The sequence below is a fragment of the Rhizobium sp. LjRoot98 genome, assembly GCF_964252935.1.
Taxonomy (GTDB): Bacteria; Pseudomonadota; Alphaproteobacteria; order Rhizobiales; family Rhizobiaceae; genus Pararhizobium.
This window is the reverse complement of record NZ_CAXUPW020000024.1, coordinates 12,358-33,280: the sequence shown is the minus strand read 5'-3', so window position 1 is coordinate 33,280 and position 20,923 is coordinate 12,358. Positions and strand designations below refer to the sequence as shown.

Genomic DNA, 20,923 nt, shown 5'->3' with positions numbered 1-20,923 from the left:
AATCTCGCGCTTATGTGGGCCCACCGATCGGAAGCGCGTCTGGGTGGGCTACTCCATGATCTGGCCGGCGGCGGCAAGGGTTTTCCTCAATTTAATTATATTCACACCGGAGGCATCGCCATTGGTCGCAAGTGCGGCTGCTGCCCCAGCAGCTTGGCCGAGAACCATGTAGGTTGGTTCAACCCTAACCGATGTATACGCGGCGTGACTGGTTGATAATGCGATCGGTACAATGAGGTTGATCAGCTGGGTCGGCTTCGGGAGCATGGCGCGGTAAGGTATCTGATAGGGGCCGACGCTGATGCTTTCACGGCTTTCGTCGGCGATGTAGCCGGCTTTGACGGTCCGGATCATGCCATGCTCATCCATGGGATAATAACCCAAACCAATGGAATCCGGGAACCGGGTTTTATTCTGCAAATCGTTTTGTGTCAGAACCAGCTGCCCTACCAGCCGCCGCGCCTGGCGAACATATATTTGCCGCGGAAAATTGCCGTTGTCCTGGAATTCGTTTGCACAAAGGCCATACTGGGCAGTCAATTCCCTCACGTGAGCGGGGACGCGCGGGTCTGTTGTTGCAAACCACATAAGGCCGAGAATATGGTCACGTACCATGTTCCTTATGGCGTTGCGTTTCGCTTCATTTCCCACGACATAGCTGTAGCCGATATGCCATACATTGGTGGAGAAATACGGTGTAGAGTTGACATCCTGTTGGCCATTCACGGTTACTCCGCCACCGGTAAAATGGGTTGCAGAGATTTTGACGCCAGCATTTTGAGCAGCACGAAGAAACCGCGCAGTCGTTTCATAGCGCAATGGATCATAGTTTTGCGGTTTGGTGAACGGCACCTTTTGACCTGTCCGCGTGATACAGAAACGATAATTAAACGCCATCAGGCTCTTGTCGGCTGACCCAATTGCCAGTTGTCCCGTGTCAATAACGCCCGGCAAGAGGCCGCTTCGCGGGTCGCCTTGTTTGACATACGGGTCAACCTTAATTTCGATGTCGTTCGGGCCAACAGTAGGGTAGTTGATCCGCTGCACCCCTGCAGCACTCTCTCCATACTTGCTACTGCTTTCCCGCCCGATAATGGTCGAGACGCCTGATCTCGCCATCAAGTCGCCCTCATAGCTCGCATCTATAAAAATATCGGCGCAATATTCTTCGCCAGTCGTCATGCGCACGCGTTTGAGTTGTCGTCCGGAGCGCGTCACTGTGGTGATGCGTTGGCCATACCTAACAACCACGCCTGCCCGAGATAATCCCGTTTTGAATGTCTGTTCCGCCCAATGAGATTCAAAATATATTCGCACCGGATCAGCACTTCGATAATGATTGCGCGCCTGCCTGAGAAAAGCGGCGACCAGTCCGCCATAGACATTCGTTCTGGGAGAGGCGTCAGTTTTCGTTAGGCCGTTCGACATCATCCCGCCAACATGGGCAGTTGGTTCGAGCAGGATGACCTTCTTTTTCATCGTTGCTGCTTGTATTGCGGCCATTATGCCACCCGGTGTCCCGCCATACACGAGCACGCTTGAAGCATTGCACAGTGCGTGAGCCTGCCCGAAGCCAAAGCAAACAAATGCCGCGCTCAAGAGAATGGCCCGAGACCGGCCGAAAAATATCTGTCGAAAATTGCGCAAAAATCAATTCTCCCAAAATCTAAACGCGAGCAAAAAGCACCTTCAAACTGCCCAAGAATCGCGGGCGAGTTCGAAATCCAACACGGTTAAAGTGGGCTTGCAAGCCGCAAACGATTGTCTTTGGATCGACGCTCGGCCGAGCTCGACGAACTGATGCCAGCCCACGGATGATATTTTTCTATTGGCCGTGGAGGTGTGCTCTGCGCCACCTTCACGTGACGAAGCCGCAGACGTCGGCGACTTGCGACGTCTCTAAAGCATTTGCGACTCAACAGAGCTGGATCCCGCTAGCGATGCATGGGGCTCCGGTCGTGCCGCGACCGGCAATGCGCATAGAAGCTCTTTAGAACAAGCAAGTTCATTTTCTCTTAGGTTTTGATTATTTTGAAAAGCTGAAGCCCGGGTCTTAACGCCGATTAAATGGTTCTGCCCAAAGATCACGCTTTGGGAGAGTAGCGGCGCCGATAGTGTTGCTGAGTGAAAACGTGAGGCTTTCATTTTTCGTGGGTGAAAGATCAATATTTATACTCGGAAATCGACGGTTTACTGGTGTCACTCCGTTGAGTGCGCGTGATGATTGAGGGAGGCGGTGAAATGCTCAAACGTATCAAGCGACACCAAGTCCGGGTGGGGATGTTTGTCACCGATATCGAGGATCCCTTGCGGGACGAGGCGGCACCTGTGCGCAGCTTTCTCTTGAAGGATGAAGCAGCGGCGGCGAAGGTCAGAGCCAGCAATATCATCAGTCTTGTTATCGATATCCGCAGGGGAGTCGATGTGGGTTCCGGTCCGGCCCAGCCGGAGGCGCGACAGGGCGAGGCATCGTTGTCCAGCCTTTCCCGGGCGTTTACCCAGGCCGAGATCAAGGAAGCGCTGCAGACGATCGAGCAAACAAGGCCGCTTCTCGACACGCTGTTTGCCAACGTAAGGCTGAGTGGCGCGGCCACATTCGAGCCCGCCGATCGCGCTGTCGAACAGATCGCCAAATCGATGGAGAGCAATCCGGCAGCGCTGATTGGTATTACCCGCCTCAAGACCAAGGATGAATATACGTTCCTGCACTCGCTTGCCGTCAGCGCGCTGATGGTACATTTCGCGCGCTTTCTCAAATTCGATGAGCAGGCCGTACGGATTCTTGGCGTCAGCGGCCTGCTGCACGATATCGGCAAGATGGTCATGCCTGACGCATTGCTGTCGAAGAAGGGTGCACTGACCGACGAGGAAATGGCGCAGATCCGCACCCACCCGGTTCGTGGCTACGAATTGCTGTCGCGCCAGGCCGACATGCCGCAGATCGTGCTGGATGTTTGCCTCCATCATCATGAGCGGATTGACGGCAAGGGCTATCCCTTCGGTCTATCGGATGAGCAGCTCAGCCCGTCCGCCCGGATAGCGGCCATTTGCGATGTCTATGATGCGATGACCTCGGCGCGACCCTACAAACGCGCATGGACGCCCGCCGAAACACTGAGGATGATGCTGAAATCGGAAGGCCATTTTGACCGGCATCTGCTGGCGCAGTTCAATGCCAGTCTGCGTGCGTCGTTTTCACCCGTGCCTCCGAAGGACCGCCGCAACGGGGCTCGAGCGATTCAGTAGGGTATGGGCTTTTTTACCCTTGAAGGCCGTCGCGGATCTGCGCGAAGTAACCGTCTGATCCTACCTGACCGCCCTTGAGCGCAATCTGCAGACCGTTGGTCGCTGCATAAGCGCCGTGGGCCGTGCACAATGGCGATCCCGGTGTTTGTGGCAATGGCAGCAGCGTGGTCAGCGCCTGCACATGCAACTCCCGAAGCGCATGGCTCGACGTATCTCCGCCGGCAATGACGGCGCGGGTCAGTTGCTGTTCCTCGACCAGGCGGCGCAGGATCGTGCCGAGCAGGCGGCCGAGACGGTGGCGGCTGCCCGGGATGCGATCGATATCGCCACCGCGATCGGCGGATGGACCGAGCGCTGTGTTGAGTATGACGCTCTCACCGCGCTTGAGGCTGCTAAGACCAGCAGCAATTGCCTGTTCCAGCGCCGCATTGCCGTTTTCACCGAGCAGTTCCAGCGGGTCGAGATTGATACCGGAAAAGCCGTTTTGGGTCGCATGGCGGATCTGCCGTTCGGTAGTCGGCGAGACGCTACCGGAAACGACCGCGATACGGTCCGCTTTGCCGGGCAGAGGGAAGTTCTTCTTGCCTTCCGTCAGGCCGGCCGCACGCCAGGCCGCCAGCAGCGCATATTCGACGCCGGAAGAACCGGCGACAAACCACCCGCCGCCGCGGCGCAGGCGCAAGAGCTGGTGGCCGGCTTGGGACTGGCTTTCAGGGCTGTCGACATCAAAGAGAACCATGCCGTCCGCATCGCGGCAAAGATCATCGATCCGGTTCTCCGCATCAGCAGCGGCAAGCATGGAGAGATCGGCCAGTCTGATGTTCAGGGCCGTTTGTGCGCTTAGATGCAGTCGCAGGTCAGCCTCGGTCATCGGTGTGACCGGATGGCGGCTCATGACGGGGTGGCGGTCGATGCGGTAGACCTCGCCCTGATAGGCGGCGAACAGATGACCAAAGGCCGTGTAGCGCTTCAGCTGCGGTGCGCCGACAAGAACAGGGACATAAGGCTGCCCGAACATCGTCCTGCCAATCTCGACGGCTTTGCCGATGTTGCCGGTCTTTGGGCTGGAATCGAAAGTCGAGCAGACTTTGTAGTGGCAGATGTCGGCGCCCAGACTCTTTAGCCAGTGAAAGGCGGGTGTCAGGTTTTCATCCATCCAGTCCGGCGTTTCGCTGCGGCTGGTGCCGGCAAGGCCGATGGCGCGGCAATGGCCGAAACGCGTCAGCAGGGCCGTGTCCGGAACATCCATGAACAGGACTGTGTCGACGCCATTGGAGGCCAGCGCTTCCATGACATCGGTCGAGCCCGTCAGGTCGTCGCCGTAATAGGAGAGGAGCGGATTGATCTGTGCCGTCATGATGCCTACTCGCTTGCACTACCGAATTTCTGGATGGAAGCGGCAAGTTCCGGATGATCCCTGGCGTAGGTATCAAGCGGAATATCGGCAACAGCCGCCTGCCAAGCCTGCTGCACAGCGCGCACACCTGCAGCCGGCCCGTTCGGATGGCTAACAATGCCGCCGCCACACAGATAGAGCAGATCGGTGGTCCGTCCCGTCCGGCGATAGGTTTCCGGTGCCTGTCCGCCCCATTGTCCCGAGCCGGCAACAGGAAGGGCGCAGTCGGATTGATCAAACAGCGGCGTGGTGACAGCCTTGAAGCTTTCGACGAAACTGTCGTCCGGTTCCCAATATTTGACGCCGATCCCATTGATCTGGAATTGATCGACACCGAGGAGCCGCCAGAACTGTTGCCAGACCTTAAAATCAAAGCCGATACCGGGATGGCGGGTCAGCACGTCCCAGCCGTTGCGATGGGCGTGCAGAACGAGACCGGAGCGCTTGCGCAGGAACGCCATGCCCCCCATGCCAATGGAGTTGATATTGACGACGGCGCAATTGCCGCCGGCTTTCAAAACAAGGTCGTGGTTGCGCATCATCTCGTCGGGGTCGGTCGCCGAGATACCGAACGCGTACATCACTTTCTTGCCGGTCTTTTGCTCGTGATCGAGAATTTTCGGCATGATCGCTGCGACGCGGTCGCTAAGCGGCGAATAGGCCGGGCTCATCAGCTTCTCATCGTCCTTGATGAAATCAACTCCGGAACCGATCAGCTCACCAACAAGCTCAGCCGTTTCCTGCGGACGCAAGCCTAGCGCCGGCTTGACGATGGTGCCGATAATCGGCCGGTCATAGACACCGGTAAGCTTGCGGCTGCCGGCGAGGCCGAATTGCGGGCCGGGATAGGCGGATCTATATTCCTGGGGCAGTTTCAGATCAACAACGCGCAGGCCGGTCATGCCGCGGATCGAGAAGATGCCGCCGACCGCAATGGTCATTAGAGCGGAAAGATCGGTGCCAATGGCATCGAGCGGAAAGGCAATATCAACATCGGCGCGCTGGATCGCGCCGTGGCCTGTTTCAGCCTCTGGCCAGCTCGCGGTGGCGGCGTCGGCAAGGGGACGGATGGCAAGGACCCGGGCTGCGACACGGGCCTTCAACTCCGGCGTCTCGCCGGGCACGGGTACGAAAGTTCCCGTCGATTGATCGCTGGCGATCTTATCCGCCATGGCCTCGATGCTGCCCGGCGTTTCGATTCTGTAGGTGACGACAATCATGATCGCGCAAAAGCCTCCCGGTAAGTCAAAGCCCGGCCAGTTTGAGCTGGCGCGTCGTCGGCAACTGGTATAATGAGTATATCAATTAAGCAAGAGGAAGCTTGCATACCCGTCAATCAATGTGGACTGTAGTCTCGCAATCAGAGGCGTGGATTTCCTTCCCAACAAGAGCGGTGCATAACGATGGCGAATGCAAACCAGCGAGACACTATGGGCCACCAGACCGAACAGATCGTTCGCCGCAAACTGTCCGACGAAGTCTTTGCGCGGCTGAAGGCGATGATCACGTCCGGCGAGCTCCAGCCCGGCGACGAGATGCCATCAGAGCGTGAACTGATGGAGCGTTTCGGCGTTGGCCGGCCAGCGATCCGAGAGGCGATGCAGGCACTCGCCGGTATGGGGCTGGTCGTCATCTCGCATGGCGAACGCGCCAAGGTATTGGAGCTGACGGCGCAATCGATCTTTCGCCAGATGGACATGACTGCGAAGATCATGCTGGCCAAATCCTCCGATACGCTGGAACATCTAAAGAGTGCCCGGATCTTCTTCGAGCGGGGTATGGCGCGTGAGGCTGCCCTGAAGAGTGATGCCAAGGATATCGCAAGCTTGCGCGAAGTCCTTGAACGGCAGCATGCATCACTTGGCGATGCCGAAGCCTTCATCGCCGCTGACATGGAATTCCACACGCGAATCGCACGGATTTCACGCAACCCGATCTATATTGCCGTCAGCGAGGCGATGCTTGCCTGGCTGAAGGAATACCATACGGAAATGCTGATCTGGACCGGCAAGGAAAAATTCACCCTGGCCGAACACGAAGAGATCATCACCTGTCTGGAAGCCGGTGACCCCGATGCTGCTGAGCAGGCGGTACTGAAGCATCTGGAACGGTCGCGCGCGCTTTACGCTGCGAAGTGATCGCCAAGGCCGTTGAGCGTGCTCAAGGTCTTTGGCGCAATCCGGCGAACTCTGTTGCGAGTGACCAGTCCGGCCAACCGCCGCGCCAGGATCGCGGCAACTGAAGTAATCCATAATTCAGCCCGTCTCGTTCACACCCTGATGCAAAGATGGGACACGAGAAATACGGTAGCCAAAGCCAACGACACCTTAGCTGGTGCACGGACTGACGATTTTTGAAGAAGAACGGACAGAAAAAGACCGAACGACACGACCAATCCTCCGGCCCCGATCGATCCCGCACTGAAAGCCAGGCCGAGAGATCCAAGCCAGACCGAACTTGCCAGCATGGTCGCCGGAGAGCGCAGAACAGCTTCGTCGGTCGAGACTGCAAAGATCGGGCGAAACCCTTGCCAGCTCAAGGCGATGGCCAGGCTCAGCGAGAGGGCGGCAACGATGTCCATCGGGGTCATATGCTCGCCCTCAATGTTTGGAAACCGGCCGATTGTTGCGGCACGGCCGTCGTCTTTGCTGCGTATGCCGTTTGCGAAAAAACATGGCCAACCCCAATCAGGATTGGGTTATCCACGCCCATCCCGGCAACGGCGGACGCTAGGTCGTCCAAGCATCCGGTCCACCGCGCCTCGTTACTGCGGGTCACCGCACTGACGATTGCGACAGGCATGTCAGCATCCATTCCGGCTTGCAGCAGGCGCGTGCGGATCTGGCCTGCGGTGCGACCCCCCATGTAGAAGATCGTCGTGGTCGCGGACAGTGCGAGATCGTGCCAGTCGATGTCCGCAGGCAGTGACCCCTGCCGCGAGTGACCAGTGATGAAACGGACGGCCTGAGCGTGATCGCGATGGGTCAGCGACACGCCAAGACGCGCAGCCATGGCGCTGGCGGAGGTGATGCCGGGCACAGTATCGACCTGTATGCCCTGTTGTTGCAGGCAGGCGATTTCCTCTCCAGCGCGGCCAAAAATCATCGGATCGCCCGATTTCAAACGCACCACGTGTTTTCCGGCCTTTGCAAGCCGGATCATCGTCGCATTGATGTCCTCCTGTTTGCAGCTGGTGCGGCCGCCGCGCTTGCCGACCAGCATGCGCCTTGCCTCGCGGCGGGCAAGCTCCAGCACTTCATCAGAAACCAGGTCATCGAAGAGAATGACATCGGCGGCCTGCAAGGCCCGCACGGCCTTCAGCGTCAACAGCTCAGCATCGCCTGGACCTGCTCCGACGAGCGTCACGCGGCCAACGGATGAGGATTGCGTCGCCGCAAGGATGCGTCCTGCATCGGCGAGCAGATCTGCCTTGGTGCCCGCGTTGGGATCCCCGCCAAAAGCACGATCGACGAAAGCCTCCCAGAAGGCGCGACGGGCGGCCGCAGTTCCTAATGTCGCATTGATCTGATCCCGGATGGAACGCGCCAATTCGCCCCATGACTTCAGCGATGGCGGCAGCAGTGTCTCGATCCGCCGGCGGATCGCCTGGGCGAGGATGGGTGCCGCCCCATCCGTGGAGATTGCCACGACAACAGGCGAGCGGTTGACGATCGATCCGAACTGGAACTGGCAATATCGAGGTTTGTCGATGACGTTGACGGGAACGCCGGCGTTCTTCGCGGCGGCGAAGAAAGCTGCTGCTGCCGCGTCGTCAGCGCAGTCTGCAATGGCGAGGGCTGCATGTTCGAAGGACCCGGCATGCCAGTCATGGGGATGAAGGACGAAGCAGCCCTCCCCGGATTGTGGTCCTTCATGCAGGAGATTGGAAAAGGTTTCGCTCAGGTCCGTGGCATAGACATGCACCTCGGCGCCGCAGGCGGCCAGCAATTCCGCTTTCCAGGCGGCGGCGTCCGTTCCGCCGGCTACAACGGCGCGTTTTCCTGTAAGCGACCAGAAGACCGGCAGCGTGGCGAGAGGTGCCATGCGGGCAGGAGCGGCACGAGAGGCCATTTCATTCGGCAGCAGCTGCAAGACATCCATCGATGATCCCCCTGATTTCTGCGCGGCATGAGCCGCAATTGGTTCCGGCATTCAATTCCTTGCCGACAGCCTCCACGCTTCGGCAACCACCGCGCACCGCCGCGACGATCTGGTTGACGCCAACGCCGAAGCAGGAGCAGACGGTGGCCCCTGGGTCCATGCGCCCGGCGCCCGGGCGTCCAGCGATAACCGCGAAGCGTTTTGCAAGTTCGGTATGCTGGATAGTCAATTGTTCGATCGCCCAGTTGCGGGCAACGGCGACCGGCTGGGGGGCGAGAAAGAAGGCTGCGAGCAGCCGGCCGCCATCAAAGAAGGCGAGACGTAGGTCGCCGGATTGCGCATCCGCATAACCGAGTGGTTCGATATGGTTGGGAATGCCGAAATGCAAACGGCACCAATCGGTCCAGTTTTCGGGTGTAGCATCAAAGGCAAGCTCCAGGCGCCAGCCCCCGGCGGCCTTGGCCAGAGCCCAGTAAACGGTGTCGAGGTTTTCAGGTTTGGTGAAGGAGACCGCAAAGCCGTAGCTTTTCACTGTGAGCGGCCGGGCTCTGACAGCAACATTTTTGGAGGCCGGTTGCCCGGAGATTGCGTCGGTCAGCGGCGCGACGACCGCGTCGATACGGCCTTTGGCGGCGAACTGGCCGTTCCAGTGCATCGGCACGAACAGGCTGCCGCGCGCCTGCCGGTCGGTGACCAGCGCGCGCACCACGGCATTGCCATAAACGCTCTCGATCTCGACGAGAGCTGCGCTCGCGACACCGATATCCATCGCGTCGCGCGGGTGGATTTCGGCAAAGGGCTCGGCGATGTGGGCTGAAAGGCGGGCGCTTTTACCCGTCCGCGTCATCGTGTGCCATTGGTCGCGGATGCGCCCCGTATTGAGCGTCAGCGGGAAGTCCACGTTGGTCCGGTCCGATGCGGGAGCGCTGACGGCAATGAAACGTGCCTTGCGATCGGCATGGTAAAAGCCGCCATCGGCGAAGAAGCGGGTGGTCCGTGTCTGCGCGCCTTCAGGCTGGGGCCATTGAAACGGTTCCAACCCATTATAATCGGCGGCGCTGATCTGCCCGTATGCGCCGATATCGAAATCGCGGCTGCCGCCGTTGTCGAAAGCCGAGAGGGCCGCATGTTCGGCAAAGACATCGGCTGTGGCGGGAAAGGAAAAGGCGCCGGTAAACCCCATGCGGCGTGCGACTTCCGCCATCTGCCACCAGTCTGCCTTCGCTTCGCCGGGTTGGCTGAGAAAGGCGCGCTGGCGAGAAATGCGGCGCTCGGAATTGGTGACCGTCCCGTCCTTTTCGCCCCAGCCAAGCGAGGGCAAAAGAACGTGGGCATATTGCGTCGTGTCGGTTTTCCGAAGGACGTCCGACACCACAACGAAGGGACAGGCTGCGATCGCAGCGGCCACTGCGTCCGCATCGGGCATGGAGGCAACCGGATTGGTCGCCATGATCCACAGGGCCTTGATCTGGCCGTCTGCCACCGCACGAAACATATCGACGGCCTTAAGCCCTGGTTTTCGGGCGATATCGGGCGATTGCCAAAAACGCTGGACCCGGTCGCAGTCTTGCGGGCTTTCAATCGCCATATGGGCAGCGAGCATGTTGGCAAGACCACCGACCTCGCGCCCGCCCATTGCGTTTGGCTGGCCGGTCAGCGAGAAGGGACCCATACCCGGCCGGCCGATCCTGCCGGTTGCCAGATGACAATTGATGATTGCGTTGACCTTATCCGTACCGGAGGCGGACTGGTTGACCCCCTGGCTGTAGCAGGTGACGACCTTGCCGGTTTCCTCAAAAAGCCTAAAGAACTGTCGCAACTGCATGGAAGGCAGGCCTGTCAGCTCCATCAGGTCGGTTATGCCAAGGGCCGATGCGCTGGCAAAGGCTTCGGCAAATCCGGCCGTGTGTGTGCCGATATAGTTCTGGTCTATCGCGGCAGTGCCTGCGAGGTGGGCAAGGAGGCCCATGAACAGCGCCACGTCGCCATCCGGCCGGATCGCCAGGTGCAGGTCGGCAATGTCGGCCGTCATGGTGCGTCGCGGGTCGATGACGACGACCTTCATGCTGGGCCGGGCTGCCTTGGCAGTGGCGAGCCGCTGGTAGATGACGGGATGGCACCATGCGAGGTTGGAGCCGGTCAGGATGACCAGATCGGCAAGCTCGATGTCTTCATAAATACCCGGCACGGTATCATTGCCGAAGGCGCGTTTGTGCCCGGCAACGGAAGAAGACATGCATAGCCGCGAATTGGTATCGATATTGGCCGAGCCGATAAAGCCTTTCATCAGCTTGTTGGCGACGTAGTAGTCCTCCGTTAGCAACTGGCCTGAGACGTAGAAGGCGACGGAGTCAGGACCATGTTCAGCGATGGCTTGGGAAAAACGGGAGGCGACGAGGTGGAGCGCTTGATCCCAACTTGCGCGTTCTCCACCAATGTGCGGATGAAGAATTCGGCCGTCCAGATCGATGGTTTCCGAAAGAGCCGAGCCCTTGGAACACAGACGGCCGAAGTTTGCAGGATGATCAGGGTCGCCCTTGACGCTAACGGTGCCATTATCGTCGATCCTGGCGATAACACCGCAGCCGACGCCGCAATAGGGGCAGGTGGTCTTGGTTTCAGCCATGATGTTTGGCTCCCGATAGATGCAGAACTTCTGCCGTTCCAGTGACCGCCCGGCGATCTCCCTCTTCTCCACATCGGGGAGAAGTGCCGAGCACATGCGAGGCGATGAGGGGGTGGTGCGGCATATCGGGAGCGCGCCGAAAGCCCCCCTCATCCGGCGCCACACGCCACCTTCTCCCCGCAGGGGAGAAGAGGGAGGGCGCCGCTCGCCTGTGCATGGCCTCTCCGCTCGAAGGGGAGAAATCCGACAGGCGAGGGAGAGGTTTGATCCGCATCGCTACTCCGCCGCCATCATCAGGCTTTCGAGCGCGATGGAGAGTGCGCCGTTGTCGTTGCGCACCTTGATTGTTCGCACCTCACCCTGATCGGCACCCAGCGCTTTGCCGGTTTCCAGCGAGATGACCCAGTTGTGCAGCGGGCAGGTGACGGCCGTTCCATGCACGATACCTTGGCTGAGTGGTCCACCTTTGTGAGGGCAGTGGTCCTCGATGGCATAGGCCTCGTTCTCCGCCGTGCGAAACACGGCGATCTTGCCTTGAGGGGTTTTCACGCACCGCGCGCCGCGCAGCGGGATGTCGTTGATGTTACCGATATCAACCCAGTTCATATCCATCACTCCGCTGCCTCCGGATAACCGACCGTCGCCATGGGGCGGAACTCGTGCTTGTCCTTGCCGGAGACGCGCTCCGACCAGGGATCGATCTGGGCGAAATTCTGGGAGAAAACGAAGCGCTCGTAATAGGCCTGGCGCTTGTCCGCATCGCCCATGATCTGGCGGCGGATTTCGTCGAGCCCGATGCGCTTGGCCCACTTGTAGATGCGCTCGAGATAGCGGCCCTGCTCGCGATACATCTGCGTCAGCGCGACGATGTACAGCAACGCTTCGTCCTCGGTTTTCACCAAGCCCAGAACCTCTGTGCCCTTGATGTCGAGGCCGGCGGCCCCTGCAAAGTGGATTTCAAAGCCGGAATCGACGCAGATCACGCCGATATCCTTGCAGGTTGCCTCGGCGCAATTTCTCGGACAGCCGGAGACGGCAAGCTTCAGCTTGGCTGGGGTCCAAGACCCCCACATGAATTTTTCGATGCGGATGCCAAGCCCGGTCGAATCCTGCGTGCCGAAGCGGCACCAGTCGGAACCGACACAGGTTTTGACCGTGCGCAGACCCTTGGCATAGGCTTGGCCGGAGATGAAGCCAGCCTTGCCGAGATCGGCCCAGACGGCCGGCAGGTCTTCCTTTTCGATCCCGAGCAGGTCGATGCGCTGGCCACCGGTGACCTTGACCAGCGGAATCTCGAACTTGTCGACCACATCGGCGATCGCCCGCAATTCGCCGGAATTGGTGACGCCGCCCCACATGCGAGGCACTACCGAATAGGTGCCGTCTTTCTGGATATTGGCATGGACGCGCTCGTTGATGAAGCGTGACTGGTAGTCGTCGGCATATTCGTCCGGCCAGTCGCAGACGAGGTAATAGTTGAGGGCTGGGCGGCATTTGGCGCAGCCGCAGGAGGTCTTCCATTCAAGTTCCTGCATGACGGCGGGAATGGTCTTCAGGCCCTTGGCCTTGATCAAACGGCGCACGTCGTCGTGGCCAAGCTCCGTGCATTTGCACATGGGCTGAACGGCGGCCGGATTGTAGGCGTCGCCGAGCGTGATGGTCATCAGCTGTTCGACAAGGCCGGTACAGGAGCCGCAGGAGGCGGATGCCTTGGTATGAGCCCGTACATCGTCGAGCGAGGTCAGTCCCTTTGACGTTATCGTCCCGGTGATCTTGCCCTTGCAGACGCCGTTGCAGCCGCAGATTTCCGCATCATCCGGCAAGGCTGCAACGGCCGCCATAGGGTCCAGCGGAGACCCTCCCTGGTAGGCCTGACCGAAAATGAGCGTTTCGCGCATATCGGAAATATCAGTGGCTTTCTTCTTCAGGTCATTGAACCAGGCTCCATCGGCGGTTTCACCGTAGAGTACGGTGCCGATGATGCGATTATCCTTCAGCACCAGCCGCTTGTAGACGCCAGCTGTTGCGTCGCGCAGCACGATCTCCTCGCGGTCATCCCCTTCAGCAAAATCACCAAGGGAGAAGAGGTTGATGCCTGTCACCTTTAGCTTTGTCGGCGTGTCTGAATGGACGAAGGCGGGCGAACGATCGCCAGCGAGATGCGAAGCTGCAATACGGGCCATTTCGTAGAGCGGCGCGACAAGACCGTAGACCATGCCATCCACTTCAGCGCATTCGCCGAGCGACATGATATCGCCATCCGAGGTCTGCATGCCGGCATCGACGACAATTCCGCGATTGACGGCGAGGCCGGCTTCCTTGGCGAGACCTGCGCTTGGCCGGATGCCGACCGCCATGACGACGAGCGTCGCCGGGATGATCGTGCCGTTGTCGAGTTCGATGCCCTCGACCCTGCCATTGCCAATAATGGCCTTTGTGTTGGCCTTGGTGATGACCTTGATGCCGCGTTCCTCGACTGCCTTTTGCAAGAGGTAACCGGCGGCCGGATCGAGCTGGCGCTCCATCAGCGTCGGCATGACATGGAGCACGGTCACATCCATGCCACGCGAGGCAAGACCTGCCGCCGCCTCGAGCCCGAGCAGGCCGCCGCCGATAACGATGGCCTTTTCGCGCGATTGGGCCGCGAGCAACATGGCTTGCACATCGTCGAGATCGCGATAGGTGATGACGCCGGGCAGGTCCTTGCCGGGTACCGGAATGATGAAGGGAACGGAGCCGGTGGCGATAACCAGCTTGTCGTAGCTTTCCGTCACGCCATGATCGGACGTCACAGTTTTCCGGGCGCGATCGATGGCGACGATCTTGTGGCCCTTGTAGAGGGTGATGCCGTTATCGATATACCAGCCGTCGCCATGAATGACGATCTGCTCGTAGGTTTTTTCGCCGGACAGCACCGGCGAGAGCATGATGCGGTCGTAGTTGACGCGGGGTTCGGCGTTGAAGATGGTGACGCTGTACAGGCCGGGTGCCTGTTCGAACAAGTGCTCCAGCATGCGCCCGGGTGCCATGCCGTTGCCGATGATGATGAGTTTCTGGGTCATGCCGGTTACTCCGCGGCTTCGACGAAGCGGTGACGCTCGTAAAGGAATTTGAGCACGGCCTCGCGGCATTTGAGATAGGTCCGGTCCGAGGCGAGCTCGATGCGGTTGCGCGGGCGGGCGATCGGAACGTCAAGCACTTCGCCAATAGAGGCCGCGGGGCCATTGGTCATCATGACGATCCGGTCGGAGAGGAGAACGGCTTCGTCAACGTCGTGGGTGATCATCAGCATTGTGTTGCCAAGGCGAAGATGGATTTCCATCACCGCGTCCTGCAGATGCGCACGCGTCAGGGCGTCGAGCGCGCCGAAAGGTTCGTCGAGAAGCAGTATCTTCGGTTCCATGGCGAGTGCCCGGGCAATGCCGACACGCTGTTTCATGCCGCCGGAAATCTCTGATGGACGCTTGTCTTTCGCATGTGCCATCTGCACGAGGTCGAGATTGGCCATCACCCAGTCATGGCGCTCGCTCTTGTTTTTGCTTCTTCCGAAAACCTTGGAGACGGCGAGATTGACGTTCTCATAGACCGTCAGCCACGGCAGCAGGCTGTGGTTCTGGAAGACGACGGCCCGCTCCGGGCCGGGTGCATTGACCTCCCGGTTTTCCAAAAGCACCGCGCCGGAGGAGACCGGCGTCAGACCGGCGATCAGGTTGAGCAAAGTCGACTTGCCACAGCCGGAATGGCCGATGATCGAAACGAAGTCACCCTTTTCGATCGTCAGGTTGATGCCTTTCAGCACTTCGGCGCGGCTTCCCGCCCGGTCAAAGTACTTGTCGATATGGTCGAGTTTCAGGTAGGCGCTCATGATCTTGGCCCTCAGTTTGCGGATGCGCCGCGGGTGATGACGGAGCCGACGGCTGAAACCAGCTTGTCGAGGATGAAGCCGACGACGCCGATATAGGCGAGTGCGACAATGATGTCGGGCAGGCGTGATGAGTTCCACGCATCCCAGATGAAGAAGCCGATACCGACGCCGCCTGTGAGCATTTCGGCCGCAACGATGGCGAGCCAGGACAGGCCGATGCCGATGCGAAGGCCGGTGAAGATGTAGGGTGCAGCAGATGGCAGCATGATCTTGAAGAAGAACTCGAACTGGTTGAGGCACAGCACCTTGGCGACGTTGCGATAGTCCTGCGGGATATTGCGAACGCCGACGGCGGTGTTGATGATCACCGGCCAGATCGAGGTGATGAAGATCACAAAGATGGCAGACGGGTTCGAGTCCTGGAACGCAGCCAGCGACAGGGGTAGCCAAGCGAGTGGCGGCACGGTGCGCAGGATCTGGAAGATCGGATCAAGCCCGCGCATCGCCCAGATCGACTGGCCGATCAAGGCGCCGACGAGAACCCCGGTGACGGCGGCAAGTCCGAAGCCGTAGGCGACGCGTTGCAGCGAGATCAGCACCCGCCAGCCAAGCCCGATATCCTGCGATCCGTAGTTGAAGAACGGGTAGGCAATCAGATCGTAACTTTCCTGCCAGACCTGCGATGGCGGTGGCAGCGTTGCTCCGGCTTCCGAACAGAGAACCTGCCAGATGATCAGAATGGCGGCCAGCACGATCAGCGGCGGCACGGCATTGCGAGCCACGGCAAGCGCAACCTTTCTGGTGTTGAATTTTGCCATGGGCCGGCCGGGCAAGGCCACGACCCTTGCGCTTGTCTTGGGCAATACAGCCGGTGCGATTTTTTCCGTGCGGGCGAGTGCGGGCATGGAGTATCTCCTGAAGGTAAAGTGGAATCCGGTGCAAATGTCATGCGCCGGAATTGTTTGGGTCAGGACGAAGCCTTGATCGACAGGCTATCGAGATAAGCAGAGGGATTTTCCGGGTCGAAGACCTTGCCGTCGAAGAAGGTTTCCTTGCCGCGCGATGTGGTAGCCGGAATGTCCGCGGCGGCGATGCCGAGATCGGCCGCCGCAGCGCGCCAGATATCCTCACGGTTCACCTGATCGACCAATGCCTTGATGTCCGTGCCGGGGGCCAGTTTGCCCCAGCGGATGTTCTCAGCGATGAACCAGGTGTCGTGGCTCTTGAACGGGTAGGATGCGCCATTGGCCCAGAACTTCATGTAGAGGTCGGTACCGGTTACAACGCGGCCATTGCCGTAATTGATGTCGCCCTTCAGCCGGCCGATGATGTCTTTCACCGGTACGTTGAACCATTGACGCTTACCGACGATGGCAGCCATTTCTTCCTTGTTGTCCATGCTGTCGCACCATTGCTGGGCTTCCATCACGGCCATCATCAGCGCCTTGGCGGCATTCGGGTTTTTCTCCACCCAGTCGGCCCGCATGCCAAGTGCCTTTTCCGGGTGCCCTTTCCAGAGTTCGCCGGTGGACGCGGCAGTGAAGCCGATGCCCTGGTTGACCAGCTGTTCGTTCCAGGGTTCGCCGACACAGAAGGCATCCATGTTGCCGACCTTCATGTTCGCGACCATCTGCGGCGGCGGCACAACGATGGTGGAGACGTCCTTATCCGGATCGATGCCGCCGGCGGCGAGCCAATAGCGGATCCAGAGATCGTGGGTGCCGCCGGGGAATGTCATCGCGACCTTCACTTCGCCGCCATCGGCCTTCTTCTTTTCAAAGGCGGCCTTCAGCTTGGAGGCGTCGAGCTGGACGCCCGTATCGGCATATTCCCTGGCGACGGAGATCGCCTGACTATCGCAGTTCAGGCGGGCAAGGATCGCCATAGGCACAGGAACGTTGTTTTGCGTCACCTTGCCGGTATGCATCAGGTAGGGCATCGGCGAGAGGATATGCGCGCCGTCGATACCGTTGGCTTCGCCGCCGAGCACCAGATTGTCGCGGGTCGCGCCCCAGGAGGCCTGCTTGGCGACCTCGACATCGGGAAGCCCGTGCTTTTCGAAAAAGCCCTTTTCCTTGGCGACGATGAGCGCCGCCGAATCTGTCAGCGCGATGAAGCCGAGTTTGACACCGGTCACTTCCGGGCCAGCCGTGGCGGCGAAGGCACCGGACGGAAACGCCGTTTTGGCCGCAGCGAACAGTGCTGCGGTGGCGGTCGTCTTGAGAAGGCTGCGACGGGTGATGCCGTTGCTCAAAGTCGTCTTCATGAACAGGTTCCCTTAAGAGTGGCCGGTCGGATTTTGGGCAATAAAAAACGCCGCTCGGAGACTTGCGTCTTCGGGAAGGAGGAATCCCGGACTGCAAAACCCTTGCGACGTCGATGTCTTTGCGAAGGCCTGTTTGGCTTCGGCTTGTTGCGATCGCCATTGACCGCAACGGTTTATATCAAGCAAAGCCCGTGCCAGTTTCATTGGCGGAGATTATGCTTTTGAAATTGAAAGGAATTTTGTGACTTCTATGGGAGTGCCAAAATCTTCGACATCTCAGATATATGCAAAAAAAATTAGCGTTTGCTGTAATGCGACCAAAAGCTAGGCGGAAATTTTGTGCAGTGCAGAAAGAGAAAGGTTAGATTTCTTCGTCTGAACCGTCGCCAATCATGCTGCTCTTGACCGGAAATTTGGCGACATAGTCGGCGATCTGGTTCGGGTCGAAAACCTGCCCGTCTACGAAATGGTCTCCATCGGAGGTACCCTCGATGCGGATATCCTCCTCCATCGGCGGTGTGGCATTCGTTCCAAGCGCCAAGCGGTAGATATCCGGTCGATAGGCCGCAGTTGCATCTGTCATTCCCTTGGAGGAAAGGTCCGCCTGACCCCAGCGGATCATCTGGCTGTAAATCCACAGCGCCTGGCTCGGGCGCGGATAGTTGGCAAAGTTGGCATGGAACTGGAAATAGCCGTCGGTAATGCGGTGATTGCCCTGATCATCAAGGTTGAACTCACCTGCCAGCACGCTCCGGATGGTGTCGACCGGGGCGGCGATATAACGGCTATCGGCCAAGGCCTCAGACAGGGCGTCGTGATTGTCCGGCTGGTCGCACCAGCGTGCCGCTGCATCGAGTGCCACGATCAATCGGGATACCATCTCGGGATTGCTTTCAGCCCATTCCGGCCGCATGCCGATGACTTTTTCCGGTGCGGACGGCCAGATATCCTGCTTGGCGGCGACGATGCGTCCGACGCCGCGCTCGGAGGCGACCATGTTCCAGGGCGCGCCAACGCAGAACCCGTCGATGGCGCCGGCAGCCAGCGCATCGGACGTCATCGGTGGTGGCACAACGACGAGTTTGACATCATGATCCGGATCGATGCCACCTGCTGCCAGCCAATAGCGGAACTCGTAATTGTGCGAGGAGAATGGATAGGTGACGCCCAATGTCGGCAGCGGCTCGCTTCGCGCTTTCATCGCGAGAATGACCTTTGCCAGCGCCAGCGCATTTTCGAGCGCGCTGGCTGTTTCGCTCAAGGATGCTTGTTGCTGCATACGGGCATAAAGTTGCGTCGACAGGGTAATGGCATTGCCGCCGCGCCCGAGCGAAAAGGCCGTAATCGTCGGTGAAGGATTCGAGCCCAGTCCCAGCATGGAGGCAACCGGCATGGGAGATAGCATATGGGCGATGTCAAACTGCCGAAAGGCGAGCCGGTCGCGAACATTGGCCCAGGAGACGTCCTTGACCAGGTCGAGAACGATGCCTTCCTTTTGCGCAAAACCGAATTCTGACGCTGCAATCAGCACGGAAGCGTCAACGAGCGGAATGAAACCGGCCCGCAGGGTGCGCCAGCCTTCGCTAGTCAGGCGCGCCGGCGCGGCAAGGCCGCTGTCGCCGCTGAAATTCGTGATTTTGGTGATCATGTCCACTCCAATTCCTTCCGCCGGACGATTTCCTGCTGGCGCGGGCATCACATCAGCAGTCCGGCGGCCGTGACGACGCTCTGGGCAATATCGGCGATCTTCTTCTTTTCATTCATCGCGGTCTGGCGCAGCAGCGCAAACGCCTGTTCCTCGGAAAGGCTACGCATCTTCATTAGGATACCCTTTGCGCGCTCGACGATCTTGCGCTCTTCGAGTGCTGACTTGGCGTCCGCGAGCTCCCGCTGCAGCCGGCTGAAGGCGTTGAAGCGGCTGACGGCCATGTCGAGAATGGGCTTGACCCGTTCCTTCTTCAGCCCGTCGACGATATAGGCCGATACGCCCGCATCGACGGCCGCCTCGATGGAGGCAGTATCCGATCGATCGACGAACATGGCAATCGGCCTGCCAACGGTGCGCGTCAGCTGGAACAGGTGCTCCATCATGTCGCGGTTCGGGTTTTCAAGATCGATGAAGATCACATCCGGCTGCAATGTCTCGATCGCGCGCGCGATACCCTTGACCTCGTGAACGACTGTGACCCTGGAATGTCCGGCCTCGCGCAATCCTTCCTCAATGATCGAGGCGCGAATTGTATTTTCGTCGATCACAAGAATGGTGAGATCCAAATAGGTCATCGGATATTTATGCCGCAGTGCAGCACATTGCGCAATGCGCGCTAGCCTAAAATATCAGCATAAGATTTTTCGGCTAATATTTAGGCGAACTCCATGGCGGATTACGGCAACTACTTGCGGTCCTTCCCAATAGAGAGCAGCACGCTTCGTACATGTCGAGAAGTTTCGCCGTTTCCCTGTGAAGCTCACGATGCGATTGCTTGGCGACGCCGAGCAGGCTTAGGCTTGCCCCCAGCGGATTGAGCAGATGGACGACGGTGTTCAGCGGCAGTCGCATCTCAAGCAGAGGATAGAGGCCGACCAGTCTCTTGATCTGGCCGGACATGGCAGTCAGCGGCAGGTAGGCAATGCCTCCGCTTCAGTCTTCGCCTCGCGCACCGTGTTGCAAACAGGAATTCCCGCCTTCTCGCAGGCCACTTCCAGCTTGCCGGAATCCTCTCCTTGACCATAGTCACCGTTCCAATACTTCCATTATCGGCAGCAACCGGGACTTTGCCGAATTCACCCCCTTCCGCTCCACAACCCTCTTCCGGCTGATAGACGGTGAACTCGCCGATACCATCATCCCGATGCGCGCCATGCCCATCGTACAAGCCCCGATCGGTTTTTCCAGCCGGGAGTATTGGGAAGCGGTCTGGAGCGGGGCGGCCCGCGACGCCGTGGCTGAAACAACCATAATCACGACAGCCGCCGCAGCGTTGATGAGCTTGCGCAAGCACGGGGCTACGTCCTTCGACGTGATTTGCGAAGAGGTGACCATACTTTGGGATGTCCGTGTGAAACGGCCGTCTTGATCCCGACGCTGGAGACAGAGCCGACCACCGGTTTGAAGCCGTGGTGGGCGAGGCAAAACATCTGGGGATACGGGCATTCCGAGTTTTAGCGCGAGGATATCTGCAGTTTCACATCGTTTTGCTACGCAACCCCTGAGGCTGGAGACATGTAGAATACCTGTCAATCGCACCAAATCTATAGCTCCATCCGTTGCGGGGTCCCCTCCTGATGCGGTCATGCCCAAGAGGGCAGGCCCCCAGCGCAGCGACGCGCACCATGTGGGACGCTCGCGGGATATCACTCCTCGTCAACAATTTCGCACGGACAAGTGTCGTGCTCAGCTCTGTTGATCAGCGCGGGACGGGA

The 20,923-nt window shown here is 59.3% G+C and carries 17 protein-coding genes; 4 read left to right on the top strand and 13 right to left on the bottom strand.

All coding sequences use genetic code 11. From position 1 onward, the window contains the following. Window positions 1–48 precede the first annotated feature (48 nt). Window positions 49–1,530, bottom strand: coding sequence for an FAD-dependent oxidoreductase (locus ACSQ3J_RS30255; RefSeq protein WP_436041041.1), 1,482 nt, complete (start codon window positions 1,528–1,530; stop codon window positions 49–51). Between the two features lie 711 nt (window positions 1,531–2,241). Here ACSQ3J_RS30255 and ACSQ3J_RS30250 point away from each other — a divergent pair. Continuing rightward, the gene (locus ACSQ3J_RS30250) at window positions 2,242–3,246 is read left to right on the top strand and encodes an HD-GYP domain-containing protein (RefSeq protein WP_436041037.1); all 1,005 of its coding nucleotides are present in this window, start codon (window positions 2,242–2,244) and stop codon (window positions 3,244–3,246) included. Window positions 3,247–3,259: 13 nt separating this feature from the next. Here the strand turns inward: ACSQ3J_RS30250 and ACSQ3J_RS30245 are convergent, their stop codons facing one another. Next, the gene (locus ACSQ3J_RS30245; RefSeq protein ID WP_436041036.1) at window positions 3,260–4,603 is read right to left on the bottom strand and encodes a four-carbon acid sugar kinase family protein; all 1,344 of its coding nucleotides are present in this window, start codon (window positions 4,601–4,603) and stop codon (window positions 3,260–3,262) included. Between the two features lie 5 nt (window positions 4,604–4,608). Then, window positions 4,609–5,865, bottom strand: coding sequence for a 3-oxo-isoapionate-4-phosphate decarboxylase OiaX (oiaX, locus tag ACSQ3J_RS30240; RefSeq protein WP_436041040.1), 1,257 nt, complete (start codon window positions 5,863–5,865; stop codon window positions 4,609–4,611). Window positions 5,866–6,072: 207 nt separating this feature from the next. Between oiaX and ACSQ3J_RS30235 the strand changes: the two genes are divergently transcribed. Further along, a complete protein-coding gene (locus tag ACSQ3J_RS30235) occupies window positions 6,073–6,780 on the top strand; it encodes a transcriptional regulator NanR (RefSeq protein WP_436041039.1) in 708 nt (235 codons plus the stop codon). A gap of 131 nt (window positions 6,781–6,911) precedes the next feature. On the opposite strand, the gene ACSQ3J_RS30230 is transcribed toward ACSQ3J_RS30235, so the two are convergent. The 10 genes from ACSQ3J_RS30230 to ACSQ3J_RS30185 form a co-directional block, all read right to left on the bottom strand. After that, window positions 6,912–7,223 carry a hypothetical protein gene (locus tag ACSQ3J_RS30230; protein WP_436041035.1) on the bottom strand — a complete coding sequence of 104 codons (312 nt, stop codon included), beginning with the start codon at window positions 7,221–7,223 and terminating at the stop codon, window positions 6,912–6,914. Between the two features lie 5 nt (window positions 7,224–7,228). After that, entirely contained in the window at window positions 7,229–8,743 is a 1,515-nt protein-coding gene (cysG, locus tag ACSQ3J_RS30225) for a siroheme synthase CysG (RefSeq protein WP_436041034.1), read from the bottom strand. Further along, window positions 8,715–11,372, bottom strand: coding sequence for a nitrate reductase (locus ACSQ3J_RS30220; protein ID WP_436041038.1), 2,658 nt, complete (start codon window positions 11,370–11,372; stop codon window positions 8,715–8,717). The genes cysG and ACSQ3J_RS30220 overlap by 29 nt, the downstream gene beginning before the upstream one ends. A gap of 273 nt (window positions 11,373–11,645) precedes the next feature. Continuing rightward, entirely contained in the window at window positions 11,646–11,981 is a 336-nt protein-coding gene (gene nirD / locus ACSQ3J_RS30215) for a nitrite reductase small subunit NirD (protein ID WP_060503190.1), read from the bottom strand. Continuing rightward, window positions 11,981–14,431 carry a nitrite reductase large subunit NirB gene (gene nirB / locus ACSQ3J_RS30210; RefSeq protein ID WP_436041033.1) on the bottom strand — a complete coding sequence of 817 codons (2,451 nt, stop codon included), beginning with the start codon at window positions 14,429–14,431 and terminating at the stop codon, window positions 11,981–11,983. The genes nirD and nirB overlap by 1 nt, the downstream gene beginning before the upstream one ends. A gap of 5 nt (window positions 14,432–14,436) precedes the next feature. Beyond that, a complete protein-coding gene (locus tag ACSQ3J_RS30205) occupies window positions 14,437–15,234 on the bottom strand; it encodes an ABC transporter ATP-binding protein (protein WP_436041032.1) in 798 nt (265 codons plus the stop codon). 11 nt (window positions 15,235–15,245) lie between these two features. Beyond that, window positions 15,246–16,139 carry a nitrate ABC transporter permease gene (gene ntrB / locus ACSQ3J_RS30200; RefSeq protein ID WP_436041031.1) on the bottom strand — a complete coding sequence of 298 codons (894 nt, stop codon included), beginning with the start codon at window positions 16,137–16,139 and terminating at the stop codon, window positions 15,246–15,248. Window positions 16,140–16,201: 62 nt separating this feature from the next. Further along, window positions 16,202–17,500: a CmpA/NrtA family ABC transporter substrate-binding protein gene (locus ACSQ3J_RS30195; RefSeq protein ID WP_436041030.1), complete on the bottom strand. Its 1,299-nt coding sequence runs from the start codon at window positions 17,498–17,500 to the stop codon at window positions 16,202–16,204. Window positions 17,501–17,861: 361 nt separating this feature from the next. Beyond that, window positions 17,862–19,154: a CmpA/NrtA family ABC transporter substrate-binding protein gene (locus tag ACSQ3J_RS30190; RefSeq protein ID WP_436041029.1), complete on the bottom strand. Its 1,293-nt coding sequence runs from the start codon at window positions 19,152–19,154 to the stop codon at window positions 17,862–17,864. Between the two features lie 41 nt (window positions 19,155–19,195). Continuing rightward, window positions 19,196–19,783, bottom strand: a complete 588-nt coding sequence (locus tag ACSQ3J_RS30185; protein ID WP_436041028.1) for an ANTAR domain-containing response regulator — start codon at window positions 19,781–19,783, stop codon at window positions 19,196–19,198. Between the two features lie 247 nt (window positions 19,784–20,030). Here ACSQ3J_RS30185 and ACSQ3J_RS30180 point away from each other — a divergent pair, with 247 nt between their 5' ends. Together ACSQ3J_RS30180 and ACSQ3J_RS30175 are read left to right on the top strand one after the other, a co-directional pair. Continuing rightward, window positions 20,031–20,228, top strand: coding sequence for a hypothetical protein (locus tag ACSQ3J_RS30180; protein WP_436041027.1), 198 nt, complete (start codon window positions 20,031–20,033; stop codon window positions 20,226–20,228). Between the two features lie 133 nt (window positions 20,229–20,361). Then, window positions 20,362–20,577, top strand: coding sequence for a hypothetical protein (locus ACSQ3J_RS30175; protein WP_436041026.1), 216 nt, complete (start codon window positions 20,362–20,364; stop codon window positions 20,575–20,577). Window positions 20,578–20,923: the final 346 nt, after the last annotated feature.